This window comes from Chelatococcus daeguensis (assembly GCF_001887265.1).
Taxonomy (GTDB): domain Bacteria; phylum Pseudomonadota; class Alphaproteobacteria; order Rhizobiales; family Beijerinckiaceae; genus Chelatococcus_A; species Chelatococcus_A sambhunathii.
On sequence record NZ_CP018096.1, the window covers coordinates 90,038 to 114,267 of the forward strand.

At 68.3% G+C, this 24,230-nt stretch carries 21 protein-coding genes and 1 pseudogene; 11 read left to right on the forward strand and 11 right to left on the reverse strand.

Features of this window, described 5'->3' with window-relative positions:
• Window positions 1-20: 20 nt before the first annotated feature.
• The 3 genes from BOQ54_RS17355 to BOQ54_RS17365 are packed head-to-tail and all read right to left on the reverse strand — an operon-like array spanning window position 21 to window position 2,630.
• A complete protein-coding gene (locus BOQ54_RS17355) occupies window positions 21-713 on the reverse strand; it encodes a sugar transferase (RefSeq protein ID WP_055458805.1) in 693 nt (230 codons plus the stop codon).
• Between the two features lie 34 nt (window positions 714-747).
• Window positions 748-1,860, reverse strand: coding sequence for a DegT/DnrJ/EryC1/StrS family aminotransferase (locus BOQ54_RS17360; RefSeq protein WP_063188412.1), 1,113 nt, complete (start codon window positions 1,858-1,860; stop codon window positions 748-750).
• Window positions 1,861-1,910: 50 nt separating this feature from the next.
• Window positions 1,911-2,630 (reverse strand): nucleotidyltransferase family protein, encoded by a 720-nt coding sequence (locus tag BOQ54_RS17365; protein ID WP_055458803.1) that lies wholly within the window; start codon window positions 2,628-2,630, stop codon window positions 1,911-1,913.
• A gap of 360 nt (window positions 2,631-2,990) precedes the next feature.
• Between BOQ54_RS17365 and BOQ54_RS17370 the strand changes: the two genes are divergently transcribed.
• On the forward strand, window positions 2,991-4,301 hold the full coding sequence (locus BOQ54_RS17370; RefSeq protein WP_245280503.1) for a hypothetical protein: 1,311 nt from the start codon (window positions 2,991-2,993) through the stop codon (window positions 4,299-4,301).
• A 23-nt stretch (window positions 4,302-4,324) separates the two neighbouring features.
• Here the strand turns inward: BOQ54_RS17370 and BOQ54_RS17375 are convergent, their stop codons facing one another.
• Window positions 4,325-5,374 (reverse strand): FemAB family XrtA/PEP-CTERM system-associated protein, encoded by a 1,050-nt coding sequence (locus tag BOQ54_RS17375; RefSeq protein ID WP_055458802.1) that lies wholly within the window; start codon window positions 5,372-5,374, stop codon window positions 4,325-4,327.
• A gap of 431 nt (window positions 5,375-5,805) precedes the next feature.
• On the opposite strand from BOQ54_RS17375, the gene BOQ54_RS17380 reads away from it, so the two are divergent.
• The 10 genes and pseudogenes from BOQ54_RS17380 (at window position 5,806) to BOQ54_RS17420 (ending at window position 17,482) form a co-directional block, all read left to right on the forward strand.
• Window positions 5,806-6,714, forward strand: a complete 909-nt coding sequence (locus BOQ54_RS17380; protein WP_071924601.1) for an XrtA system polysaccharide deacetylase — start codon at window positions 5,806-5,808, stop codon at window positions 6,712-6,714.
• A complete protein-coding gene (locus BOQ54_RS17385; protein WP_071924602.1) occupies window positions 6,714-7,973 on the forward strand; it encodes a glycosyltransferase in 1,260 nt (419 codons plus the stop codon). Before BOQ54_RS17380 ends, BOQ54_RS17385 begins: the two co-directional genes overlap by 1 nt.
• 3 nt (window positions 7,974-7,976) lie before the next feature.
• Window positions 7,977-9,323: an O-antigen ligase family protein gene (locus BOQ54_RS20105; protein ID WP_071924603.1), complete on the forward strand. Its 1,347-nt coding sequence runs from the start codon at window positions 7,977-7,979 to the stop codon at window positions 9,321-9,323.
• The gene (locus tag BOQ54_RS17395) at window positions 9,311-11,257 is read left to right on the forward strand and encodes a tyrosine-protein kinase domain-containing protein (RefSeq protein ID WP_071924604.1); all 1,947 of its coding nucleotides are present in this window, start codon (window positions 9,311-9,313) and stop codon (window positions 11,255-11,257) included. Before BOQ54_RS20105 ends, BOQ54_RS17395 begins: the two co-directional genes overlap by 13 nt.
• Window positions 11,257-12,792 (forward strand): hypothetical protein, encoded by a 1,536-nt coding sequence (locus tag BOQ54_RS17400; protein WP_071924605.1) that lies wholly within the window; start codon window positions 11,257-11,259, stop codon window positions 12,790-12,792. The genes BOQ54_RS17395 and BOQ54_RS17400 overlap by 1 nt, the downstream gene beginning before the upstream one ends.
• Before the next feature lie 13 nt (window positions 12,793-12,805).
• Window positions 12,806-12,856, forward strand: a pseudogene (locus BOQ54_RS20470) (hypothetical protein); the annotation flags it as partial.
• A gap of 3 nt (window positions 12,857-12,859) precedes the next feature.
• Window positions 12,860-13,573 (forward strand): hypothetical protein, encoded by a 714-nt coding sequence (locus BOQ54_RS19885; RefSeq protein ID WP_245316399.1) that lies wholly within the window; start codon window positions 12,860-12,862, stop codon window positions 13,571-13,573.
• A complete protein-coding gene (locus tag BOQ54_RS17410) occupies window positions 13,570-14,958 on the forward strand; it encodes an oligosaccharide flippase family protein (RefSeq protein ID WP_083586055.1) in 1,389 nt (462 codons plus the stop codon). Before BOQ54_RS19885 ends, BOQ54_RS17410 begins: the two co-directional genes overlap by 4 nt.
• A gap of 148 nt (window positions 14,959-15,106) precedes the next feature.
• Window positions 15,107-16,006, forward strand: coding sequence for a LuxR C-terminal-related transcriptional regulator (locus BOQ54_RS20325; RefSeq protein ID WP_083586056.1), 900 nt, complete (start codon window positions 15,107-15,109; stop codon window positions 16,004-16,006).
• Window positions 16,007-16,120: 114 nt separating this feature from the next.
• Window positions 16,121-17,482, forward strand: coding sequence for a polysaccharide biosynthesis/export family protein (locus BOQ54_RS17420; protein WP_210187208.1), 1,362 nt, complete (start codon window positions 16,121-16,123; stop codon window positions 17,480-17,482).
• A gap of 15 nt (window positions 17,483-17,497) precedes the next feature.
• Here the strand turns inward: BOQ54_RS17420 and BOQ54_RS17425 are convergent, their stop codons facing one another.
• The 7 genes from BOQ54_RS17425 to BOQ54_RS17455 form a co-directional block, all read right to left on the reverse strand.
• Window positions 17,498-18,493, reverse strand: a complete 996-nt coding sequence (locus tag BOQ54_RS17425; RefSeq protein WP_055458793.1) for a LysR family transcriptional regulator — start codon at window positions 18,491-18,493, stop codon at window positions 17,498-17,500.
• Window positions 18,480-20,018, reverse strand: a complete 1,539-nt coding sequence (locus BOQ54_RS17430) for an aldehyde dehydrogenase family protein (protein ID WP_071924607.1) — start codon at window positions 20,016-20,018, stop codon at window positions 18,480-18,482. Before BOQ54_RS17430 ends, BOQ54_RS17425 begins: the two co-directional genes overlap by 14 nt.
• Entirely contained in the window at window positions 20,015-20,890 is an 876-nt protein-coding gene (locus tag BOQ54_RS17435; RefSeq protein ID WP_055458791.1) for an NAD(P)-dependent oxidoreductase, read from the reverse strand. Before BOQ54_RS17435 ends, BOQ54_RS17430 begins: the two co-directional genes overlap by 4 nt.
• Window positions 20,891-20,905: 15 nt before the next feature.
• Complete coding sequence (locus BOQ54_RS17440) at window positions 20,906-21,397, reverse strand: hypothetical protein (RefSeq protein ID WP_055458790.1); 492 nt, start codon at window positions 21,395-21,397, stop codon at window positions 20,906-20,908.
• Window positions 21,398-21,409: 12 nt separating this feature from the next.
• Window positions 21,410-22,234, reverse strand: a complete 825-nt coding sequence (locus tag BOQ54_RS17445; protein WP_055458789.1) for a DUF3100 domain-containing protein — start codon at window positions 22,232-22,234, stop codon at window positions 21,410-21,412.
• 188 nt (window positions 22,235-22,422) lie between these two features.
• On the reverse strand, window positions 22,423-23,184 hold the full coding sequence (locus BOQ54_RS17450; RefSeq protein WP_055458788.1) for an ABC transporter permease: 762 nt from the start codon (window positions 23,182-23,184) through the stop codon (window positions 22,423-22,425).
• On the reverse strand, window positions 23,181-24,107 hold the full coding sequence (locus BOQ54_RS17455) for an ABC transporter ATP-binding protein (RefSeq protein WP_063188999.1): 927 nt from the start codon (window positions 24,105-24,107) through the stop codon (window positions 23,181-23,183). The genes BOQ54_RS17450 and BOQ54_RS17455 overlap by 4 nt, the downstream gene beginning before the upstream one ends.
• Window positions 24,108-24,230: the final 123 nt, after the last annotated feature.

A 24,230-nucleotide genomic window follows, 5' to 3' on the forward strand; every position in this document is an offset into this window, starting at 1 on the left:
GCCTCTCGACTGGCATGCTGCTAGCGCAGGTGAAGCGGTGGGGTTTCCGTCACGCCGGCATCCGCGATGGCGCGCTCCGGCTCGCTGCCGAAGCCAAGGATGGCGAGGCAGCACAGAGCGATCCACTTGACATCGGATGCGAGCGTGCGTCCGGGATAATAGGCGAGGTCGAGCTGCGCCTTGGCCGGGAACAGCGTCTGCCGGTAGAACGCGATGGGATCGACGTCGGGCGGAAAGAGCGCGCTTTCGTTGCGGAAGGCCCACTGGCTCGGCCCGAAGATGCCGGGCTTGTAGGCGAGAACGGGGCGGGTCGCTTCGGTGAAGCAGTCGGCGAGCTCGAGGCTCTCCGGGCGCGGGCCGACGACGGCCATGTCACCGCGCAGGATGTTGACGAGCTGGGGCAGTTCGTCGAGCTTGCTGAGGGCGAGGAAACGCCCGACGCGCGACATGCGGTCATCGCCCTTCATCGTCAGCGGCAAGCCTGCGTTGCGCGTGTCCGGACGGAATTTGCGGAACTTGAGCATCCGGAAATGGCGGCCGCCAACGCCGAGCCGGGTCTGCGCGAACAGGACCGGCCTGCCCGTCTCGGCGACGATGGCGATGCTGACGAGCGCGATTACCGGGCTCAGCACCGCGAGGCCGATCGTAGCGAAGCTGATGTCGAACAGGCGTGCCAGCCCGGCATGATAGGCCCGCCTCCGGTTGGTCGTCATGTGCGCCTCGCCAAGTCCGTTGCAGCGTTACACCCTAGGTGCGAAGGGCGGTGGCGAGCGCGTTGACCACGTGCTCGACATCCGCGGCCGTCATCTTGGGATGCAGGGGCAGCGTCAGTTCGCGGCTGGCGAATTCCTCGGTCACCGGCAGCGGCCCGATATCCGGCCGCTCTCGGTAGAGGGTGAGGTGATGCACCGGCCGATAGTGGATGGTCGTCTGGATGCCCGCGTCCCGCAGCCGCTCGATGACGAGGTCGCGATCGGCTGCGGCCGGCAGGAGGGCCGGCATGATGTGGTGCGACGACGCCCGCTCGTCCGAGAAGGGCACGCGCACGTCCGGGCAGACGCGGTCAAGCAGCCGACGGTAGAGCCTGCTGAAGGCACGACGGCTGGCGTTCCACGCCGGCAGGTGAGCGAGCTGGACGAGGCCGACGGCGGCTCTCAATTCGTCCATCCGGTAGTTGAAGCCGAGCAGCGTCACGTCATAGTGCGGCGTGCGGCTGTTGAGACGCGCGAAGGTGCCACTCGTCATGCCGTGGCCGCGCAGCAGCCGCACCCGCTCGAGCAGTGCCGGATCACGCGCCGTGACGACGCCGCCCTCGCCGGTCGTCATGTTCTTGTTGCCGTAGAAGCTGAAGGCTGCCGCGTCGCCGATGGTGCCGGGTCCCTCGACGCCGACCGCATGGGCCGAATCCTCGACGAGCAGCAGGCCGTGCCGATTGGCCAGGGCACGCCAGGCGGCCCTGTCCGCCAGCGCTCCTGCATAATGGACGAGGATCACCGCCCTCGTCCTGGCGCTGCAGAGCTGTTCGGCGCGCGCGGGCGAGATGAGCGGCACATCGAGGGATTCGATATCGACGAAGACCGGTTTCGCCCCCACGTACATCACGCTGTTGGCCGTGGCGGCAAAGGTGAGCGAGGGCACCAGCACCTCGTCGCCGGGGCCGATCCCGGCGGCGAGGAGGATGAGATGCAGCGCCGCCGTGCATGAGCTCACAGCGATGCAGTCGGACAGGCCGTGCGCCGCGGCGAAGGCTTCCTCGAAGGCGCGCACCCGCGGCCCCATGGTGATCCAGCCGCTCTCGATGACCTCCGACAGCGCTGAGGTCTCCTCGGTGCCAAGAACGGGTTCCGATACGAGCAACATCGTCAGCCCCCAAAACCCCGAGCCATGTCGACGCTGGCTGTGGCAGCCGCTCAGGCGGCCGCCACGACCTCGAAGGCTGGCAACTGGTCGTCCCAGGCGAGTTCCTGCGCGATCTGGAAGTCCTCGATCCGCCCGATATCGAGCCACAGGCCATCATGCGCGAAGGTGTGGGCCGGTAGGCCGCGGGCAAGAAGCGTATGAATGAGGTCGTCGAAGCCGAAGGGCACGCCGGCCGGGATGTAGTCCAGCACGCGCGGCTCCATGCAGTAGACGCCCATGCTCATCATGTTGGTGAGCGAAGGCTTCTCCTTGAAGCCGACGATGCGTCCGTTGGTCTGTTCGATGACGCCGAAGTCGAGCTTGGTCTTGCGTACCGATGCGGCCACGGTGACGAGCGCCCCCTGCTCGCGGTGAACCTGGGTGAAGGCGCCGAGGCTGAGGTCCGTCAGCACGTCGCCATTGATGACGAGGAAAGTGGCGTCGAGCTCCTCGCGCAGCATAGTCAGCGGGCCGATGGTGCCGAGCGGCTCCTTCTCGCTGGTATAGCTGATATTCATCCCCCACTGGTGGCCGTCGCCACAGAAACTGCGGATGAGATGCCCGAGGTAGCCGGTGGTGATGTAGGCGTCGGTGAAGTCGTTGCGCCGCAGCCATTGCAGGAGGAGTTCGAGGACCGGCTTCGACTTGACCGGCATGAGAGGCTTCGGAAGCACCATGGTATAGGGACGCAGCCTCGTGCCAAGGCCTCCGCACTGGATGACGACCTTCATCTTGTCCTCCCTCGCCAGCGGCACCGGAATACGCAGATCGGCCGCACCTGACGATGAAACAGCGAGGTTTTCGACGTGTACAGGGCGCAAAAGGGTAGATGTCCGAAGTAAATCCAGCCGGCGGCCGCGTCCTCTCACCGCAAGCGGGCCGAGAGGTCCGTCCACCTGAGCGCATCGATCGTGCGACGAAGGCGGGGCGGGCGTCGGCGGGCTCGAACCCTGTCCCGTCCGGCGAAAGGGGCGGACACCGGCTCGCGGTCCACCCTGCCGAATGCTCCCCCTGAAATTTCCTTTCGGGCAATTGACCGGCCGGTGCTGCCAATTCCACCCTGACGCGCACAATCCTCAGGGCGAAGGGTGATGCGACGCCAATCCCGCGAACCAGACGGCAGGCCCGATCCCGGCAGTACGTCGGCCCACGTGCGTGGCATCCTTCTGTGCGTTCTCGTACTGTTGCCGGTCGGCCTCGCCGGCCGGGCGACCGAGGTCCTGCCTCTTGCCGGGAGCGCCGCCTTTCCCTCCCGTCCTGTCGTCGTCTCGACGCCGGCGATGCCCCGGCCGCGCTATCTCGAGACCGTTCGCGACCCCGTGTTCGGTACCTCCTTCACGCGCGTCACCGATCCCGGCGGCCGGATGGGCAGGACCATGGCCTGCGACGCTGCGCTTTGCCGGCACCGCTATTCGAGCACGCAGGCGTGGAACGCGGACCAGAGTCTGCTCGCGATCACCAACGGATGCTCGGGCATGTGCTTCCTCGACGGTCGCACGTACGAGCCGCTGTTTCACCGCCCCATGGACGAGGACTGCAAGTGGCATCCGACGCGGGCACAAGAGATGGTCTGCGTCTACGACGACCGTGTGACCCTCTGGTCGCCGCAAAAGGACGAGCATCGTGTGGTCTACTGGCCGGACGGCTATTGGGACCTTTCCTTCGGCCCCTACAAGGGCAACATTTCGGCAGACGGCCGCCGCCTCGTCCTCGGCGCCCGCAACAAGTCCGGCGCGCTCGTTGCCTTTGCCTACGATCTCGAAGAGCGCCGGAAATTCCCGGACATCGCCGTCTCCGCCCTGCCCGGCGACAACGGCTATTGCGGCATCTCCGCCACGGGTCGGTTCATCATGTGCTTCCAGACCCTGCCAACGCGCACGGAGACGGTGCATGTCTTTACCGTCGACGGGAGACAGGTCCAGCTCTGGCCGGAACATCACCGGCCCGGGCATGGCGACATGGCGATCGACGCGGACGGCCGGGACGTCTACATCGGCATCAGCAAGGCCGACCCGGACAAGTGGCACGTGATCAAGCGGCGCTTGGAGGACGGCCATGTCACCGACCTCACCCCGCCCGGCTATGCGTCGCACGCCTCGGTGCGCAACATCGGGCGCCCCGGCTGGGTCTTCCTCAGCTACGAGGGCACCTACGACAAGGTTGCGGAGGCGCCGGACTGGGCGCCCTTCTACCGAGAGATCGTCGCACTGCGCACCGACGGAAGCGGCGAACTGCGGCGCATCGTGCACACCTACAACGACCGGTCCGACTATGACAGCGAGATCCATGCCTCGCCATCGCCGGACGGCTCGCAGGTCATCTGGTCGAGCAACTGGGGCGTGCCCGGCGGCCCGGTGGCGGACTACGTTGCGCGCATCGAATGGCCCGACGCCGTGCGCTGACGGCCGCGACCCGTGCCACCTTCTCAGGGGATGTTGCGCACGATGTGCGGGCCGATGCCGTTCGCGACCCTGATCGGCAGCTTCTTCCAGCAGGTGATGGCAAGCGCAAATCTGGGATTGGTCGGCGCCAGCTCCGGCAGGGTCCCGCCGGCGGGCAGCCAGTAGGACCAGAACAGCGGCACCACTTCCGGCTGCCACTGCAGCTTGAAGGTGTAGGTGCCGGCGCCGATGGTGGAGCGGCCGAGATCGAGATGGCGGACCCCCGCGCCGCACGCCATCTCGATGGCCTTCCAGTAGAGGAACTCGTTCACGTACCGGGATGAGACGTCGTAGTCCGACGCAATCCAGGGCAGCTCGATCGTATCCCGCGAAGGGATAGCGAGCGCCGCCGCCACGGGCCGGCCGTCGAGCTCGACAAGCAGGATCTGCGCCCCGCGCACACGCTCGAGGATGGTGCGGAAGAACTGCGGCCGGTGTACCGGCGTCCCGAGATCGCGCATGTTCTTGGCGAAGACGCGATAGAAGCGGTCAAGCCCGTCCGTGCCGGCGCGCGAGAAGACCGCGCCCGCGCGCTCGGCCTTGCGCACCTTTCCACGAAGGCGCGAGCTCAGCGCCACCCAGTGCCGCTCGGGGTCGGGCTCGATCGGCACGACAAGCGCCGCCTTGTGATGGCGCACCTGCCAGCCCCGCGCGGCCTCGAGGCCGGAGGCGAAGGACTGTCTGAGCTCGATGTGGCCGGCACCGCGGCGGACGGCCAGGTGCATCGCGGCCTCGGCGAGCGCCGCCTCGACGTCGGGCCGGTCGGCGAGGATGCCGCCGTAATTCACGAAAGGCAGGGAGACGAGATAATGCCCAAACAGCCAGCTCTTCATCTCGAAGAGCGGCAGAACGCCTACGATGGCACCGCCCGCGCGGGCGGCAAGATAGTATGGATCGTGGCCGAAGCTGCGGCTCAGGATCTCCCGCCAGACGAGCGCATGATAGCAGGAGCCGTTCGGCGCCGATGCGACATAGGCATCCCAGGCCTGCTCCAGCCGCGTTCCGACCAAGTCCACGATCTCGATGGATGCCATCGTGCCACACGCTCCCGCGGCGCCACTGCCCTTAGCGACGGGAATCTATACGCGCGGGGGCGGTGCGTCGCTGGCCAGAAAGGCAGGACCGCAGGCTCTTCCTGCCAGGCGCGCGCATCCCCTCGCGATCTTCCGCGATACATCCCGCTCATAGATCGCTCCGGGTATGACACGTCCGCGTGCGTCGCATGCCGGCCGCCACTTTAGGGATATACCCCTACAGAACCGGCGTCCAACCATGCCCGTGTGGTATTCTGAAAAGGTTCCACTTGGCGCTGGAAAGAAAAAATCAGCGCCCGCCATGCCTGCCGCGTTTCTTCCCATAACTCGGCAAGCACAGAACCGGGAGGTGCCAGTCAATCTCCATCCAAACGCCGGAGCAGCAAGAACGAACAAAGCGCCCGAGTTCAGGAGTGAAGGGGAGAAGTCACATGCCGGACGGGGCGCGCGCCTGTTTCATGACCGTGGATGTCGAGGACTGGTTTCACAGCTACAATTATGGATCGCTGGTCTCGAAAGACCGCTGGCCGGACTATGAAAGCCGCGTCGAGCACAATACCTCGCGCGTGCTCGACATCCTCGCACGACGCTCGATCCGCGGCACATTTTTCATCCTCGGATGGGTCGGCGAGCGCTATCCGCATCTCGTTCGCCGCATCGCCGGTGCCGGCCACGAGGTGGCGTCGCATGGCTACTGGCACGAACCCGTCTATTCGCTGACTCCCGACCAATTCCGCGACGATGTGCGACGATCGAAGATGGTCCTCGAGGATATCACCGGCCGGCCCGTGCGCGGCTATCGCGCACCCTGCTTCTCGATCACGAACTGGGCACTGCCGATCCTGCGCGATCTGGGCTTCGCCTATGATTCCTCGTTCTTCCCCACCACGGCGCACGACCGCTACGGCCGCCTCGAGGGCATCAGCCCGGGCACCGGCCCCTTCGAGGTGATCGACGGGCTCCACGAAATCTGCATCTCCTGCCTTCCCATGGGCCGCTTCGCCTTGCCCTGGGGGGGCGGTGGCTATTTCCGGCTGGTGCCCTACGGGCTGTGGCGCGTGGGTGTCGAACGGATCCTGCGCACTGGCATCCCTTATGTGTTCTACATTCACCCCTGGGACATGGACCCCGGGCAGCCGCACGTGGCCGGCATGCGCACGCTCGATGCCATGCGTCAGCGCGTGAATCTCACCCGTTGTGCCGGACGTCTGGACGCCCTGGCAGGCGCCTTGTCCTGGCGCCCCATCGGCGAAGCCATCGCAGAGCCCGCCACGGCGCCGGCCGCGTGCCGGCCAATGGCTGCACGGGCGCAGGCGACCCCCATGTCCGGGAGGGCGTGATGCACGGCATGCGTCCGCATCTCCTGTGCATCGGCGGTGACGACCACGCCCTGCGCATTCCCTTCCTCCTCGCGCTGCGCGAGCGCGGCCTCAACGTGTCGGCGGCCGGCACGGGCGATGCGGGCGCATTCGCCAATGCGGCGATCGACTATCATCCCTATGCCATGAGCCGCTTCCTCGCCCCGCGCACCGACCGGGCGGCGATCGCGGCACTGTCCCGGCTGATCGGCGAATTGCGGCCGACGATCATCCAGTGCTTCGATACGAAGCCCGACATCCTCGTGCCCTTCGCCGCCCATGCGGCGGGCGGCGTGCCGGTCGTCAGCACGATCACGGGGCTCGGCTGGCTCCATTCGTCTCGGTCGCCGCTTGCCCTCGGCCTCAGGCCGGTCTTTACCCTCCTGCAGCGCAAGGCCTCCCGCCTGACGACCGAACTCGTCTTCCAGAACCGGGACGACGAGGTGTTCTTCGCCCGACACCGTCTCCTCGGCACGGCCGGCCATCGGGTCATCCCGGGCTCGGGCATCGATATCGCGCGGTTCGACCGCGCGGTGGCGGACGGACCCTCGCCCACGGCGCTTCGCGCCGAACTCGCGCTCGGCGAGGTACCTGTTGTCGTGACCGTCGCGCGTCTGACGCGACAGAAGGGCATCGCGACGCTGCTCGCGGCGGCCGCCATCGTGCATCGGCAGGTGCCTGACGTGCGTTTCCTCCTCATCGGCCCGCGCGAGAACGAGGGTCCGCTGGCCATCGGCAAGGCAGAGATCGACCGGCATCGACCCTATGTGCGCGCGCTCGGAGTACGGGCGGACGTGCCGTCGCTGCTGCGCATGGCCGATGTCTTCGCCTTTCCGACCGAGCTGCGCGAGGGCGTGCCCCGCGCGCTGATGGAGGCCTGCGTTGCGGGCCTGCCCTGCGTAACGACGGACATGCCGGGGTGCACAGATGTGATAGACCACGGCACAAGCGGGCTCGTCGTCCCTGCCCGTTCGCCGGCCCGCCTCGCGCAGGCCATCCTTCAGTTGCTGCGCGACCGGACCACGGCGCGGAATTACGCCGCGCGCGCCTCGGCCCATGTCCGCAAGGAGCTCAATCTCGACGTCACCGTCGAGCGCTACGCGGCCCTCTATGAAGAGATTCTCTGCCGGCTCGGCGGGGCAGCTCGGCTATGGCCGGCCTATGCGCCGCTGCCGCCCGCCAAGCTCGCTGCAAGGTCCGGAGCCGCAGCCTCGGGCCCGAGCGTATCGTCGTCGGGGTGAGCCATGCTGCTGGATCTCATGCTCATCATTGGCCTTCTGCTCTCCACGACCTCACAGTTGCGCGTGGCTGCCATTCCAATCGGCCCGGGGGAGGCGCTCCTCCTCCTGTGGCTCGCTATCGCGGCGACCCGCGAGATGGCCCGGCTCGGCCCACCACTGACGCACGCCCTGAGCCGCCTCCTGATCTTCTGGTCGGCCTTCGCCGCCGCCCTCTGTCTCGGTGCTATGACGGGCTATGCCATGGGCGACATGCATGACCCCCGCTGGTTCTATCATGACATCGCGGCCTATGGGCTCGCCGCCCTCATCAGCTGCTTCGGCGTCATCCATCTCGAGGCAAGCGGCCGGTTGCGTCCGCGCATCTGGCTGTTCGTCGGTCTCGGCACGGGGCTCCTTGCGCTTCAGGCGGTCCTCGGCTGGTTCGATGCGGGCGGCGGGCAGTTCGCAACCTGGGAATGGGACCGGCTGCGCGGCCTCACCGAGAACGCCAACCAGCTTGCCCTGACGAGCGCCATCATCGGGCTCCTCGCGCTCCACCTCGCCGACACCGCGCGGCAGCCGCTGCCGCGGCTGGCTGCAGGCCTATGCATCGTCGTCGCCGTCGTCGTGGGGCGCCTGACGAAGAGCGATGCCTTCCTCCTCGTCATCGCGGTATCCGGCGTCGTTTACGTCCTCATGAAGCTGAGGACGTGGATGCTCGCCGAGGTGAACCCCCTGCCGCTGCGCTCGGCCGCGGCCTGGGCACTCGCCCTGTCCCTGCCCTTTGCCGTCGCGCTCGCCGCTCCCTTCGGCTCGTCGCTCGCGCAGCAGGCAGAGGCTGTCGCCGCGCATGCCATGCGTGGCGGCGGCGAACGGGAGACGCGCGAAACGGCGAATCTGCGCATCGCCATCTGGAGCGAAGCCATGCGCCGCGGGCTCGAGGCCCTGGCGCTCGGCCTCGGTCCCGGCCCGCACCTGAAGATCCCGGATGAGATTGCCATCGGGCGCCGCAGCACGAGCGGCGGGCCGCAAGACGTTCCGCAGCCGGAGGTCAGGCTCGCCCCGAATTTCGAGGCGCACAACACCGTGCTCGACGTCTTCGTGCAGGGCGGGCTCCCGGCCCTTCTCGGTCTTGGATGGCTGATCGGCGGCATCCTCGTGGGCGCCTGGCGCGGCCGGCTCGATGCCGTCACGACGCTCGTGTGCGGCCTCGCCGCTTACAGCCTGTTTCATTTCATCCTGCGCCAGCCGGTCGTCTGGTTCGCTCTGGTCTTCTGCCTCGCGGCGACGGCCGGGCCGTTCCCCGCGGACGCCCGACAAAGGACGGGTGCGGCCTTTCCAACGGGAGACCGGGAACCATGCGCGTACTGAACACGGAAGGCATCCTGCGCCTCGCCGAACCCGGCCGGTCCAAGAACTTCGCCGACGATCGCGGGCATGGACCGCTCCAGGATCCGACGGCTGCTCCCCCCTTCCTTCACCTCATTCAGGCGCTTCTGCGCAGGCGCTGGCTCATCGTCGCCATCGCCGCCGCGGGGACGCTGCTGGCTGCGATCCTCGCGCTCGTTGTGCCGCCCCAGTACACCGCGACGGCCCAGTTGACCGTGGAGCGCCCCGACGGCGGCGGCCAGGCACCCGAGCGCATCCTCGATGAGATCATCGACACTCACCTCGCCCTCATCGCTTCCCGGGACCACCTCCGGCGTGTCGCGAGCCGCCTGCAGCCGCTGCAACTTGCGAAACCCGACGCTCAGGCGCCCGCTGCACCGTCGTTCGGTGCGCCGGAGAGCGCGGCCGGAGGCCGCTCCGAGGCAGCCGGACAGGATATCGGCCAGCGGATGCTGCAGCGTCTCACCGTCTGGATCCCGTCCTTGTCGGGACGCAGCGAGGCCGACCGTTTCCTGGAGAACCTCTACCGCAGGACAACGGTCCTCCAGGAGCGGCGCTCACGGCTGATCACGGTGGCCTTCACCTCGCCCGACCCGCGTACCGCAGCCATCTATGCCAACCGCATCGCTGAGGCCTATGTCGACAGCCTCCAACAACAGATGGAGGCGGATGCGGTGGCGCAGCTGCACGACATCGACCGTCAGGTCGACGCCGCGCGGCGCGAGGTGCAGGCTGCACAGCAGGCGGTGCAGGATGCGATCCGACGCCGCGTCGAAGCGCCTTCCGGGCCGGGCGGCGCTGTCGACGCGGACCGCGAGATCCGCGACCTGACCCGCCTCAGCCGCGAGGCCGCCGAGTTCCACGAAAACCTGCTGCGCCGCCGCACGGAGATGAAGGAAGCGCAAGCGAGCATCCGGCCGGGCATCGGGGTGCAATCGCGTGCCGCCGTGCCGACTTGGCCGAGCTCGCACAATCCGCTCCTGTTCGTGGTGCCGAGCGCCTTCCTGTCCCTCATGGCGGGCTGCTGGCTCGCACTGATCCTGGAACGAGCGGACCGCAGCCTGCGCAGCGACCGGGAAGTTCAGCGGGTCCTGGGGATTCCATGCATCGGCCTTTTCCCGCGGGTGCGCGCCGGCGCCATCGGTGCGCCGAGGCTCCACATCCTCAACCATCCCGGTTCACCCTATTCGGAAGCGGTGCGGAACATCGCGGCAGCCCTGCAGGCACATCACACCGGCCGCGGCTCGCGGGTCGTCCTGGTCACCTCGAGCCTCGCCGGCGAGGGCAAGTCGACGCTTGCAGCGGCACTGTCGGCCTATTTCGGCACCCTTGGCCGCCGGGTCCTCCTGATCGACCTCGATATCCTTCCGGCAGCGGAACGCTCGCGCGAGCCGGCGCGCGCAGGCAACCGGCGCTCGCCCTCGCGCGAGCAAATGCGGGAGATGATTGCTCCCCAGCCCGAGCTCGGAGTGGACTATCTCGGCCTGTCGCGTCTTGGCGTCGATCCGCTGCTGTTTTTCGAGCCGGAAGGGCTGCCGCGGCTCTTGACGGACCTGCGCAAGTCCTACGACGTCATCGTCGTGGGCGGACCGCCGGTGCTGGGCGCGTCGGAGGCTCGGCTGCTGCCGTCCATCGCCGACCAGGTGCTCTTCGTTGTGCGCTGGGCATCAACGAAGCGTGACGTCGCCGAACATGCGCTGAGCTTCCTGCGCCGATTCCGCGCGATGGACGAGCCCGGCCCCGGCGCGACCTTTGCCGTGCTCTCGCATGTGAAGCTCAAGCAGCAGGCGCGGCTCTCCTTCGGCGACACCGGTGGTGACCCACCGGCATTCGGCCCCGGTCCCGACCGGCCACCGGCCGATCGCCCCTCCGCACGGACGGCCGAGGACGCCGGCCCTGTCGAGAGGAGCGCCTGATGGTCCAACCGCACCGAGCCGAGCGCCGCCTGCGGGCCCTGCGGCCGATGCCACCGCACGCGCCGCGGCCGGATCTCGTCCTCGACCTCCTCGCGCGCTTCGGCCAGCAACAGATTTGCTATTGCTACTGGAAGGGCACGGAGAAGCTCGCCGCTGCCCTCGGCGGCGACGGCGACCTCGATCTCCTCGTCTCGCGCGCCGACCACGGCCGGGCCCAGGCGATCCTGCTGTCCGCCGGTTTCAAGTTCTTCCCCTCCGTCAGGGATCGGGAACCGGTCGGAGTCTTCACCTATCTGGGCTTCGACGAAGGCCACGGGCGTCTCGTTCATATCCACCTGCACACCCGGCTGGTGAGCGGCGGACCGCTGACGCGGCACTGGCACCTGCCGTGGGAGGAGGCGGTGCTGGCGCGGGCCGTCTCCCACGAGCACCTGCCCGTGAGGCACCTCGACCCGGCCTCGGAGGCGTTGCTCCTTCTGACGCGCTGCTGCCTCGAATGCGGCGGTTGGGACCCCGTCTCGCTGCGCCGCGGGCGCGCGCAACGCGCGGCGTTCGCTACCGCCCGGCAGGGCCTTCGCGGAAAGGTGTCGCGCGAAGACGTGTATGCGCTGGCCGCGGCGCTGCTGCCGGACGATCTCGCGGTGGCGTTCTCCGATGCCCTGAACGGCCCCCTGCCGGACCGCCACTCGCCCCTCGGCCGGGCGATCCGGCACCATCTGGCCGACGGCGCCCGTGCCTACAACGGGACGGAGAGCGCGCTGCGCAGCGCAGGCCGGTCGATGTCCTGGCTTCTCGGACGGTTCAACCGCGACGTCGTGCAGTTGCCGCGCCCGTGGAACCGCCGCCCTGCCGCCGGCGGCCTCGTGGTGGCGCTCGTCGGGGTCGACGGCAGCGGCAAATCCACGCTGCTCTCGGCCCTCACGCAATGGCTCAGTCCGAAGTTCGACGTCCTGCCGATCTATTTCGGCACCGGTGACGGTCGCCCGTCGCTGGTCCTGCGGCCGCTCAAATGGCTGTTGCCGCTCGCGACCCGCGCCGCCGGCAGCAAGCCGCGTGTCGCCTCGCACGGCAAGCCCTCGGCCGCCGCTCCGTCCTTTGCTTACGGCCTTCTGCTCACCGTCTGGGCCCTGGCGGTGGCGGCCGACAAGCGTGCCAAGCTCGCCGCGGCATGGCGGGGCGCCAACCGCGGCCTTCTCGTGCTGACCGACCGCTATCCGCAGTGCGAGAGCCGGCGCTTCAATGACGGCCCGCTGCTGGAGCGCCTGCCGGCGGTGCCGGGCTGGCTGCGGCGGCACGAACGGGCGGTCTACGAACGGGCCCGGCGGCTGCCACCCCACCTGGTGCTCAAGCTCCTGGCGGCACCCGAGTCCCTGGCGCTGCGCGAGCCCGCCATGGATCCGACAGTGATCCGTCAAAGACTCGACGCCTTGTCCGGACTCGCCTTCGGCGGCGCGGACATCGTCTGCCTTGATGCCGACCGGCCACTCGAGGAGGTGATCCTGCGGGCAAAGAGAGAAATCTGGCAGCGCCTCTAGAAAGGCAGGCCCCATGATCGTCGAATTTTTCGGTCCTCCGGGCGCCGGCAAAACGACGCTGGCGCGCATGCTCGCCGCACGGCTGAACGCGCAGGGCTACGACACGGTCCTCTGGCACAGCAGCAGGCCGACGGAACTCGTTCCACTGCGCGGGCCGGACCGCCTCACACGCCAGCTCGCCCCCATCCGCCGCATGCGCAGGTCCGTCGCCGAAACCCTGTCGATCGTTCGCCACCCCCTCGCCAATGCCGAGCAGATCGCCCTCGCGAACCGCATGCTCAAAACCCTGCCCCCGCGCGGCATCCTCACGCGGCTGCGCGAGGCCCAATACATCTGCCGCATGGCGCAGGCCTGGTACGGCGCCGCGCGACTGGGGCGGATCACGATCTTCGACCAAGGGCTCGTCCAGGAGCTCTGCTCCCTGGCGATCCTTTCCGGTCACGCCGACGTCGCGTCGCTCGTCACGCTCCTCGAAAGCATCCCGCTCGCGCAGCTCTCGGTGCTCGTGAGCGTATCCCCGACGCTGCTGAAAAAGCGGACGATCGAGCGGCTGTCGCGCCTGCAGCTCATCGAGCGCTTCTTCGAGCGCCGCGACAGGCCGGATTTCGTTCCGGTCGCGCACCAGCTCCGCGACCTGCTCGTCCGCAGCGGACATCCGGTCCTGTGTGCCTGCTCGGTGGACGATCCCTCGACCGAGAGCAGCCTCGAGCGGATCGAGCAGGAGGTGGTTCGTCAATACCGTTCCGCGCAGCACCAGGAGCTGAGGAGGTCCGGCGGATGAAACCGATGAAGACCGTGCCGGCAGTAGACGCCCCCGCGGGCGAACCGGCCGACGGCAAAGGCGCGGAGGCGCATCTCTTCTCGGCTGCCGCGGCTGCCGGGCGCGTGCGGCGTGGCGGCCTCGTCGCCTTCTTCGTCTACAGCGCCGGCTATGCGATCACCTATCTCTCGCAGCTCGTCGTCGCGCGCCTCATCGGCGTACACGACTATGGCATCTACGCCTATGTGACGGCCTGGGCGACGGTCCTCATCTATGTCTCGACCCTCGGCTTCGATGTCGCGCTGCTGCGTTTCGTGCCTGTCTACCGAGCGAAGGAAGCCTGGGCGCTGATGCGCGGCGTCGTGCGCTACGCCCGGCGCAGCGTCGCCGTCGTCGGGTTGACCCTCACCCTTGCGAGCGCCTGCCTGACGCTGGCCTGGCAGCCGGACGACGACCTGGCCGTGCCGTTTCTCATCGGCTTTGCCGCGGTTCCTTTCGTCGCGCTGCTGCGGGTCCAATGCACCGTGCTTCGGGCCTCGGGCGCCGTCGTCGCCGCTCTCGCCCCGGACCGCATCGTCCGGGAAGGCAGCCTCGTCGTGCTCGTCACGATTGCGACCCTTCTTGTCGGCCGCCAGATCAGTGCGCAATGGGCCCTGACCGCCGCCCTCGCCGGTGCCGTGACCGGCCTGCTGCTCGCCCATTACGCCATGCGGACCCATCATCCGTTGCCCGGACCGGAGGTCCCGCCCGAGTACGATACGGCCGCCTGGCGGAACGCGGCCCTGCCCTTGATGATCGCCGGGGCGACCGAGGTGCTGCTCAACCGCACCGGCGTCATCGTGCTCGGCTGGATGGACCATACGACGGAAGCCGGCATCTACAGCCTGGCGTTCAATGTCGCGCTGCTCGTGACCCTGCCGCGGGTGGCCGTCAACACGCTTTTTGCGCCGGCAATCTCCAGCCTGCACGCGGCCGGGGACCGGCACGCCCTGCAGGCGCTGGTACAGCGCACCGCCCAGTGGACGCTCGCCGCGGCCGCGGCCATCGCGGCCGTCATCTTCGTTGTCGCCGAACCGCTGATGTCGTCCTTCGGCACAGCTTATGGCGAGGGCGTCGTGCCGCTGCGCATCCTGCTCGTCGCGCAGGTGCTCGCCGTCGGGGCCGGATCTCAACTCTATGTGATGACCATGACGGGGCACGAGCGCAGCGCCGCGACACTGCTCGTCGGCGCAGCCGGCGCGAACATCGTCGTCAGCCTGGTGCTGGTGCAGTTCTTCGGCGTCGCCGGCGCGGCCCTCGGATCGGCGGGCACCCTGCTCGCCTGGAATGCCGCCATGGCGCTCTGGATCTGGCGGCGGCTGGGGCTCGCGCCCGGTCTCCTGCGCCTGGCCGCGCCGCGGTCCTGACGGCGCGGCCCCGCAGGACGCCGCCCGCCCCAATCGATCCTTGGAGAAAGGTCTGAAACCCATGAGCGGCAACGCCAAATTCCGGCAGCTAATTTAAACAGATTAACTGCCCCGCGTTGACACATGCATCATTTAAGATAAATTTTTAATGTCCGGGATCACGCTGGCAGGGGATGTGGGGATGAGACAAATTCCTGCCATTACTATTGTTGTATCCTCAAATACACTTCTAAGGGAAGGTTTAGCGCGGGTTCTGAGTGGCGCCAGTTTTACGGAGATCATGTCAGCCCCCGCACTCGACGGGCTCGATATATCGGCTCTTCCCGTCTCGGGCTCGGCTTTGATTATCGTCGATGTCGATTCCGACTTTGATCACAAGATCAGGCAGATCCGATCGCTCAGGGACGCCTGCCCGACGGCGCGCATTGCGGTCTTCGGCGAGAGCCTCCGCCGCAGCGACATTGCCACCGCGCTCAGGGCCGGCGCCAATGCGTGCTTTGCCCATGTGTCAGCCTGCGACGTCTTCATCAAGGCGCTCGAGCTCGTGATGCTGGGCGAGCCGGTCGTGCAGCCGGTGCTGTGGGCGCTCAATCTCGCCGACGACACCGAGCGTTCGCCCGATCGCAGCGACGCGGCGGGCGGCGACGACGACACCCCCAAGCGCTCTGATCCGGAGCCGGAGCCGGGCGCCGACGTCAAGCTAGCGGCATTCGGCATGGAGACGGCCGCAACATCCTTCGCGCACGTCCCGGAGCATGGGCTGCCTGCCCTTTCGCCGCGTCAGCACTTCATCCTGCGCTGCCTCGTCCAAGGCGACTCGAACAAGCTCATCGCGCGCAAGATTGCCGTCAGCGAAGGCACGGTGAAGGCGCATCTCAAGGTGCTGCTCAGAAAGATGAAGGTCCGCAACCGCACCCAGGCGGCCATCTGGGCCCTCAGCCATCAATCCTACCTGTCGACGGTGGCGGACGATGCAGAGGAGCGCTCGCTCGCCGAGGCCCCGGCGGCATCCACAGCGGCACGCAGCCCTTGCCGGGCGCTGACGTGACGCGGGCCCCTGCGGGACCGGCCCGACCGGATCGCGCACGGGCAGGTTCGGAGGGGCACCGCCAAACCAACCATCGGGGCCACGACCATGGATCTGACAGGCTCTTCTTGCCGCATGTGGCACGATACGGGTGATGGCGGCAGCGGTGTCGCACGGCGGCTTGCCGGCGAGGCCATGCTGGTCCCGCTTCCTCGCCGGCTGTCCGCCCGGCTTCCCTTTCCCTTCGTCCTCGTGGCCGCCTTGCTCGTCCTCCTCGTCCCGGCAAGGGCAGATTTCCGGGTCGACGTTGGCGACGTGATCGAGATCGTCGTGACGGCAGCACCCGAATTGCAGCGCCGCCTGCCCGTGCGCATCGACGGCCATATCGCGTTTCCGCTGATCGGCACCATGAAGGTCGCCGGGCTCACCGCCGCGGAGCTGCAGGACCAGGTCCAGGCGGCGCTCGCCGCCAAGGTCTTTCAGCGCCGGATGCCCGATGGCAGCCAAGTCGACATCATCATCGGCCCGGACGAGGTCACGGCCAGCGTCGTCGAATACCGACCGATCTACGTCAACGGCGACGTTCTGAAACCGGGCGAATACGTCTATCGCCCGTCCATGACCGTGCGTCAGGCCGTGACGGCCGCCGGCAGCTATTCGCTCGTGCGTTTCGGCACCGGCGACCGCTTCGCCGAGACGGCCAATTTCGAGGCCGAGTTCGGCGCCCTGTGGGCGGAATACGTGCGGATCGAGGCACGGATCTGGGGGTTGCGCAAGCTGCTGGGGCAGGACGCACCCTTCGACTTCTCCACCCTCGTCGGCGGGCCCATCACCCGTGCGAGCGCCACCCAGATCCTGACCCTCGAATCCGAACGCGTCGCCGCCGTCGAGACTGACCAGCAGCGCCGCCGGGACGCCCTCGTGCGGTCCCTCAAGGAATGCGACGACGAGATCGAGGTCCTGGCCGAGCGCCAGAAGGTCGAGGACAAGAGCGCCGCCGACGATGCCGAGGAACTGGAGCGCGCCACCAAGCTCTACGGCCGCGGCGAGCTTATCAGCCCGCGGGTGACGGATGCGCGGCGAGCCGTGATGCTGTCGGCGTCCCGGCGGCTCGAAACGACCTCGCGCCTGATGCAGGTCCGGCGGCTGCGCGTCGAGATGCAGTCACAGCTCGACCGGCTCGATGTGGAGCTACGCATGGTTCTGCTGCGCGACCTGCAGGAAGCGAACGGCAGGGCCGAAGGCCTGCGCTCGCGGATCAACGGCCTGATGCTCGTGCGGCAGCGGACGCTGGACCTGCCCGACGCCGGCCCGAGCGCCGCGTTGAAGCCCCAGGTGATGATCGTCCGCAAGGACGATGGAGGCCGCGCGCGCTTCCTCGCGGACGAGGACACGGAGCTTTATCCCGGCGACGTGCTGCAGGTTTCCGTCAGCGCGGTGACACCCGGCGGCATCGCGAGCGGTGGCGCCGCGAACGGAACGGTGGCGGTGCGCTGAAGCGCCGGGCACTCCTCAGTGCGCCTCGTCCATGCGGCCGAGCCGAGCCATCATCGCCGTGATGTCGGCGGCGAAGAGCTGTGCCGCGGCGCCGAGGGCGCGGCCCCGCTTTTTCAGCAGCATGGATCGGGCCCCCACGAGCGGCCCGTCGGCTAGGGCGACGGTGGCGAGCCCGCCATCGATGCCGTGGATGGCGAAGCGCGGCAGGAAGGTGACGCCGCTGCCTTCGCGCGCGAATTCGAGCAGTAGGGCGATGGAATTGCTCTCCACCTGCTTGCGCAGGCGAAAGCCGCCGAGCCATTCCGCCTGCTCGATGGCGCGGCGCGTGCCGTAACGTGTCAGCTGGAGCGCGCACGGCACATCGGCGAAGGCCGACAGCGGCAGACGCTCCGCGCCGGCGAAGGCATGGCCCTTATGCATCACCGCGAAGACCGGCGTCGCCGCCTCGGCTAGGCAATCGAGCGCGGGCGTGAGGCGCGGGCTGAAGGCGAGGGCAAGGTCGAGCTCGCCCGCGCCGAGGCGCTCCAGCATCTGTTCGGTGCCCGCCGTCTCCGCATGCAGCGTCACATTGGGATGGGTGGCAAGGAAGCGCGCCGCGCGCGTGCGGAAGGTGGCGGCGATGAAGCCCTCTCCGATGGCGAAGCGCACGATGCCGCGCTCCCCGCCCTCGACGGCCGACAATTCCTCGATGAGGCGCTCGTCAAGCCGCCAGCGTTCCTGCGCATGCTGCGCCAGGAGTTCGCCCGCGACGGTGGCGCGGATGCCGCGCCGCCCGCGCTCCAGCAGCGGCACGCCGAGGTTGAGCTCGATGGCGCGCACGGCACGGCTCACCACGGAGGGCGCGACGCCCATGGCCTCGGCTGCGCCGCGGATGGAACCGGCATCGAAGGCGGCCCGGAAATACTGCAACGAGCGGTCGTCGATGGAGCGCAGGGCGCGCGCCAGCCGCCCGCGGGCCTGGGTCAGGCCCCGCCGGCTGCGCGCGCCGCCATCTCCATCAACCGTAGCCAAAGCTGAAGCCGGGCTTCTCTGCTGTCTCGATCCAGATGCTCTTGGTCTGCAGGTATTCGTCAAGTCCCTCGCGCCCGCTCGAGCGGCCGAAGCCGCTGTCCTTGAAGCCGCCGAACGGCGTCATCACGCTGATCGTCTTGTAGGAATTGACCCACAGCGTGCCCGCCTCGAGCTGCGAGACGATACGCATGGCGCGCCCGACGTCGCGGGTCCAGACCGCACCGGCGAGGCCGAAGTCGCTGTCGTTGGCGATGGCGAGCGCCTCCGCCTCCCCGTCGAAGGGAATGACGCCGACCACCGGGCCGAACACCTCCTCGCGGGCGATCTCGAGGTCGTTGGTAACATCGGCGAGCACCGTCGGGCGATAGAAGAAGCCGTCGTCACATCCCGCCGGCCGGGCGCCGCCCGCAAGAAGCCGGGCACCGTCGCGCCGGGCCTGTGCCACCATCGTCTCGATGCGCGCGTGCTGACGCGCGTTCTGCACGGGGCCAACCTGCGTGCCAGCCGCCAGCGGCGCGCCGACCACGATCTTCTCGGCGAGCGCGGCGAGCCTCTCGGCGACCTCACCGTAGATCCTGCGCTCGACAAGGAGCCGCGAACCGGCGACACAGCTCTGGCCCGCGCCGGAGAAGATGGCGCCGGCGGCGCCGCCCACGGCCTTTTCGAGGTCGGCATCGGCGAAGACGATATTGGCTGACTTGCCGCCGAGCTCGAGCACGCAGGGCTTGACGCCTTCGGCGCATAGCGCCGCGATGCGCCGGCCCGTGGCCGGTGAGCCGATGAAGGCCACCTTGCGCACGGCGCGGTGGCGGATGGCGGCCGCACCCGTCGTGTGGCCGAGGCCGGTCAGCACGCCGACGGCTACTTCGGGCACGCCGGCCTCGATCATGAGCCGGCCGAGGGCGAGCGCGGTGAGCGGCGTATTCTCGGAAGGCTTGAGCAGCACCGCATTGCCGGTGGCGAGCGCAGGGGCCACATTCCAGCCGGCGACGAAGAGCGGTGCATTCCACGGCGTGATGATCAGCACGACGCCGTAGGGCACTTTCATGGTCTGGTTGACGTGCGAGGTCGGCACGGGGATGACCTCGCCGTGGATCTTGTCGCACCAGCCGGCGTAGTACTCGAACATCTCGGCGACCTTGATCGCCTCGGCGCGCGCATCGGCCAGCGGCTTGCCGACATTGACCGCCTCCATGCGGGCGAGATCCTCCACCCGCTCGCGCACCAGTGCGCCGACGCGATGGAGGATGCGGCCGCGCTCGGCAGCCGTCAGCCCCCACCACGCCTTGCGCCCCTCATCGGCCGCCGCCGCGGCGGTGGCGACGAGCGCCTCGCCCGCATCGGCATAGGTGAGGAGGGTGCGCCCGCTCGCCGGGTCGGCGACCGTCACCGTGTCGCCGGCGCCGTCGACGAGGCGGCCGGCGACGAGGCTCGCCACCCGGGCCTCCTCCCCCCAGAACGGCGAAAGGAGCGAGCGCGCGTCGGCAGGTGCTGCGGAAAGGGCGGTCGCGGAAGGGTCGGTCATGCAGGATCTCCCAGAGCGGCGCGGTTGAAGTCGGCAGCCGGTCCCCAGCCCCTTGTCAGCGCATTCCAGCGCTCGCGCACCTCGCGCAGCATGGGGATGGCGAGGCCCGTGCGCTCGGCGAGCGCGAGCGCGAGGCCGACGTCCTTGGCCATGAGGCCCATGGTGAAGCCGGAATCGAAGCTGCCGCTCGCGATCCAGCGCGGATAGTTCACCTCCGTGACGGCGCTGCGGCCGGAAGCGCCGTTGACGACCGTGATCAGCCCCTCCTGCGAGGCGCCCGCGGCGACGCCGACGCGCATCGCCTCGCCGGCGAGGATGAGCTGGCCGGCGACGAGCACGTTGTTGACCAGCTTGGCGATGTGGCCGTCGCCCGGCCCGCCGACGACCGAGACCTTCTGGCCGAGGATGTCGAGCACGGGCCTCGCGCGGGCCACCGCCTCGGCCGTCCCGCCCACCATGATGGCGAGCGTGCCGGCCGCGGCGCCGGCAGGGCCGCCGCTGACGGGCGCATCGACGAGCGTGTGCCCGGCCGAGGCGAGGCGGGCGTGCAAGGCGCGCGTCAGGTCCGGATCGCTCGTCGAAGTGTCGATGACGAGCCGGCCGCTCGCGGGCGAGGCGGCGAGGCCGCCCTCCCCCGTCAGCACCGCCTCGACGGTGGCCGGGAAGGGCAGCGACAGGACGATCGTCTCAGCCTCGCGCCAGATAGCGGGGAGGTCGGCGGTGACCTCGGCGCCGGGGACCGTTGCCACCGCCTCACGGGCGCCGGCAGCGACGTCATAGCCGATCACCGGCACGCCCGCCCGCGCCAGGGTCGCGAGCATGCCCTGTCCCATGCGGCCGAGACCGACGACCGCAACCTTTTGCACTGCCATGGTTCGGGAACCTTCTCAGCCGGTGATGCGCAGCACGAGGTCGGCGATGACGACCGAGCCGATATAGGTGCCGAACATCACGCAGATGGCGACGATGACGATCTTCCAGCCCGACTTGCGGGCGATCGCGAACTCGTTCTTCGTGAGCGCGAGGCCCGCATAGGCGAGCGCCGGCGTCGCCATGGCGAGGAAGTTCAGCTTGCCGACCGCCTCGTTGACAAAGGCGGCTCCCGGCACGCCGGGGATTGTCGCGATGATGGCGACGAGGGAGATCCAGGCGACGCTCGGCAGGTAGAACGGCATGTACTTGGCAATGACGAGGCCGACGATCGTCATGGCATAAAGGCACGCCATGCCCGGCAATGCCTCGAGCGGCGAGACGTTCGTCGCCACCCAGTTGCCGACGAGCGCGACGGCGCAGACGACGAGGAGCTGAACGGCATGGCTGGCGAGGTCGATCGCACGACCCTCGGCCGGCGCATCGGAAATGGCGATCTCGTTGTTCATGGCTGAGGCTCCTCAGTGCATCGTGCTGGCGCGGTCGGCCGGCGCACAGGTGCGGTAAAGCCACTCGGTGAGCGGCAGGGCGAGGAAGAGGCCGGCATAGAGCCCCGTGGCATAGGTCAGGATGTTGCTCGCTGCGGCGAGGGCGAGAATGAGATCCTTCTGGTCCGGCACGGCCGCGACGAGACCGCCGGTGCAGGCCGCGAGCATCGAGCCGGAGCCGACGCCGCAGGACATGGCGAGCGCACGCACGTCGAAGATGCCGAGCCCGTGCACGAGCGGCGGCATGAGGGCAAAGACGAAGGTGCCGATCAGGGTGCCCGTGGCATAGACGCCCATGGCGCCGGCGCCTTCCGGGCTGTTGAGCCCGTACTTGTCGGCGATGAGGGCAAGGTTCGGCTCGCGGTCGATGGAATAGCTCGCGCCGATGGCCTCGCGGCCCATGCGCAGGAGGAAGACCGCGACCGGGAAGGCGATGAGGATCGTGCCGAGGTTGCCCAGCTCCTGCAGGATAAGCGCGGGCCCGGCGGCGATGATCTTCTCGATCTGCGGGCCGACCGTCGTGCCGAAGCGGGCGATGAACGGCATGATCGCGATGGTGATCATGGTGCCGGCGAGCTTCGTCGCGTCGTGGTTGAGCACCCTGCCCGTCGCCTTGAGCACATTGGGATTGAAGATGATGCCCAGCGCGAAGGCGTAGAGGATCGGCAGGAGGATCACCGCCCCGATGCCGATCGGCACGCGGATGAGGCCGATGATCTCGGACACGACGACGATAGCGAGAACCGCCAGATGAAGAACGAGCGCGGGACCGATCGCCCCGCCGCGGCTGGTAGCCATGAGAAGACCCCCTCTGTGGCGCCGGCCGTCGTCGATTCTCGAACGCTCGCGCCCACGATCTGGCCGGCAAGGGGGCACCATGCCGGCAAAATTGCGTTGCGAATAGAACTGTTTTCGTGCCGGAGAGTTGCGCCTTGAGCAACGCTGAGGAGGATGCGGCCGCCTGCAGCGGCGGCCGCGAGCGCGCTTCAGGTCTTGAGGCGGTAGCCGGTCCGGAAGATCCAGCTGACGACGGCGAGGCAGAGCACGAGGAAGGCGAGGGTCATCGCGACGCTCACCGCGATGTTGACGTCGGAGATGCCGTAGAAGCTCCAGCGGAAGCCGCTGACGAGATAGACGACCGGGTTGAACAGGCTCACGGCGCGCCAGAAGGGCGGCAGCATGTCGATGGAATAGAAGCTGCCGCCGAGGAAAGTGAGCGGCGTGACGATGAGCAGCGGCACGAGCTGCAGCTTCTCGAAATTGTCGGCCCATATTCCGATGACGAAGCCGAGGAGGCTGAACGTCACCGCCGTCAGCACGAGGAAGGCGAGCATCCAGAAGGGATGCTCCACGCGCAGCGGCACGAAGAGGGCAGCCGTCGCCAGGATGATGAGGCCGAGGATGATCGATTTCGTCGCCGCCGCGCCGACATAGCTGACCACGATCTCCATCGGCGAGACCGGCGCCGACAGCACCTCGTAGATGGTGCCGACGAAGCGCGGGAAATAGATGCCAAAGGAGGCGTTGGAGATGCTGTGCGTCAGCAGCGTCAGCATGATGAGCCCGGGCACGAGGAAGGCGCCGTAGCTCACGCCGTCGATCTCGGCCATGCGCGGGCCGATGGCCGCGCCGAAGACCACGAAGTAGAGCGAGGTCGAGATGACGGGGGAGACGATGCTCTGCAGCAGCGTGCGCCCGGCGCGCGCCATCTCGAAGCGGTAGATGGCGCTGATGGCGTGAAGGTTCATCGGGCGTTCCTCACGAGGCTGACGAAGATTTCCTCAAGGGAGCTCTGCCGCGTCTGCAGGTCTCGGAAGCGGATTCCTGCACCCGAGAGGTCCTGCAGCAGCGTGGTGATGCCGGTGCGCTCGCCCTGGGTATCGTAGACGTAGGTCAGTTCCGTCCCGTCTTCCGACAGCTGGAGCGCATAGCCGTCGAGCTCCGGGGGTAGCGCCTCGAGCGGCACCTGCAGATGCAGCGTCAACTCCTTGCGGCCCAGCTTGCGCATCAGTTCATCCTTCTCCTCGACGAGCACCAGCTCGCCGCGGTTGATGACGCCGATGCGGTCCGCCATCTCCTCCGCCTCCTCGATGTAGTGGGTGGTGAGGATGACGGTGACGCCCGTGTCGCGCAGCGTGCGCACGACGTTCCACATGTCGCGCCGAAGCTCGACGTCGACGCCGGCCGTCGGCTCGTCGAGGAAGAGGAGCCGCGGCTCGTGCGCCAGCGCCTTGGCAATGAGCACCCGGCGCTTCATGCCGCCCGACAGCGTCATGATCTTGGCGTTGCGCTTGTCCCACAGCGAGAGGTCCTTCAGTACCTTCTCGATATAGGCCGGGTTCGCCGGCTTGCCGAAGAGCCCGCGACTGAAGCTCACGGTAGCCCAGACGGTCTCGAAGGAATCGGTCGTCAGTTCCTGCGGCACGAGGCCGATGATGGAGCGCGCGGCCCGGTAGTCGGCGATGATGTCGTGCCCGTCGACGCGCACGGTGCCCGTGCTCGGCGTCACGAGCCCGCAGACGATGCTGATCAGCGTCGTCTTGCCGGCGCCGTTCGGCCCGAGCAGCGCGAAGATCTCGCCGCGCCGGATCTCGAGATCGATGCCCTTCAGGGCCTCGAAGCCGGATGCATAGGTCTTCGAGAGATTCGTGATGGAGAGGATGGGCTGCATGCGCGGCAGGATAGCGTCGGCGCGTGCCGTTTCGACGGTTTTTTCCGGCTTGCCGGACGCGGCGTCCGGCTCGGCCTCCGCGACAGCCGCGTCGTGGCCATGGATGGTGGGCATGGATCGGTC

Excerpts from the sequence above, each read along its gene's own strand:
- BOQ54_RS17370 (WP_245280503.1), top strand. The coding sequence starts at position 2,991 with ATGCGACGCCAATCCCGCGAACCAGACGGCAGGCCCGATCCCGGCAGT.
- BOQ54_RS17410 (WP_083586055.1), top strand. The coding sequence starts at position 13,570 with ATGAAACCGATGAAGACCGTGCCGGCAGTAGACGCCCCCGCGGGCGAA.
- BOQ54_RS17440 (WP_055458790.1), bottom strand. The coding sequence starts at position 21,397 with ATGAACAACGAGATCGCCATTTCCGATGCGCCGGCCGAGGGTCGTGCG.
- BOQ54_RS17455 (WP_063188999.1), bottom strand. The coding sequence starts at position 24,107 with ATGCAGCCCATCCTCTCCATCACGAATCTCTCGAAGACCTATGCATCC.
- BOQ54_RS17450 (WP_055458788.1), bottom strand. The coding sequence starts at position 23,184 with ATGAACCTTCACGCCATCAGCGCCATCTACCGCTTCGAGATGGCGCGC.
- BOQ54_RS17360 (WP_063188412.1), bottom strand. The coding sequence starts at position 1,860 with ATGTTGCTCGTATCGGAACCCGTTCTTGGCACCGAGGAGACCTCAGCG.
- BOQ54_RS17430 (WP_071924607.1), bottom strand. The coding sequence starts at position 20,018 with ATGACCGACCCTTCCGCGACCGCCCTTTCCGCAGCACCTGCCGACGCG.
- BOQ54_RS17365 (WP_055458803.1), bottom strand. The coding sequence starts at position 2,630 with ATGAAGGTCGTCATCCAGTGCGGAGGCCTTGGCACGAGGCTGCGTCCC.
- BOQ54_RS17445 (WP_055458789.1), bottom strand. The coding sequence starts at position 22,234 with ATGGCTACCAGCCGCGGCGGGGCGATCGGTCCCGCGCTCGTTCTTCAT.
- BOQ54_RS17380 (WP_071924601.1), top strand. The coding sequence starts at position 5,806 with ATGCCGGACGGGGCGCGCGCCTGTTTCATGACCGTGGATGTCGAGGAC.
- BOQ54_RS17375 (WP_055458802.1), bottom strand. The coding sequence starts at position 5,374 with ATGGCATCCATCGAGATCGTGGACTTGGTCGGAACGCGGCTGGAGCAG.
- BOQ54_RS17420 (WP_210187208.1), top strand. The coding sequence starts at position 16,121 with ATGTGGCACGATACGGGTGATGGCGGCAGCGGTGTCGCACGGCGGCTT.
- BOQ54_RS17385 (WP_071924602.1), top strand. The coding sequence starts at position 6,714 with ATGCACGGCATGCGTCCGCATCTCCTGTGCATCGGCGGTGACGACCAC.
- BOQ54_RS17395 (WP_071924604.1), top strand. The coding sequence starts at position 9,311 with ATGCGCGTACTGAACACGGAAGGCATCCTGCGCCTCGCCGAACCCGGC.
- BOQ54_RS17355 (WP_055458805.1), bottom strand. The coding sequence starts at position 713 with ATGACGACCAACCGGAGGCGGGCCTATCATGCCGGGCTGGCACGCCTG.
- BOQ54_RS20105 (WP_071924603.1), top strand. The coding sequence starts at position 7,977 with ATGCTGCTGGATCTCATGCTCATCATTGGCCTTCTGCTCTCCACGACC.
- BOQ54_RS19885 (WP_245316399.1), top strand. The coding sequence starts at position 12,860 with ATGCTCGCCGCACGGCTGAACGCGCAGGGCTACGACACGGTCCTCTGG.
- BOQ54_RS17400 (WP_071924605.1), top strand. The coding sequence starts at position 11,257 with ATGGTCCAACCGCACCGAGCCGAGCGCCGCCTGCGGGCCCTGCGGCCG.
- BOQ54_RS17435 (WP_055458791.1), bottom strand. The coding sequence starts at position 20,890 with ATGGCAGTGCAAAAGGTTGCGGTCGTCGGTCTCGGCCGCATGGGACAG.
- BOQ54_RS20325 (WP_083586056.1), top strand. The coding sequence starts at position 15,107 with ATGTCCGGGATCACGCTGGCAGGGGATGTGGGGATGAGACAAATTCCT.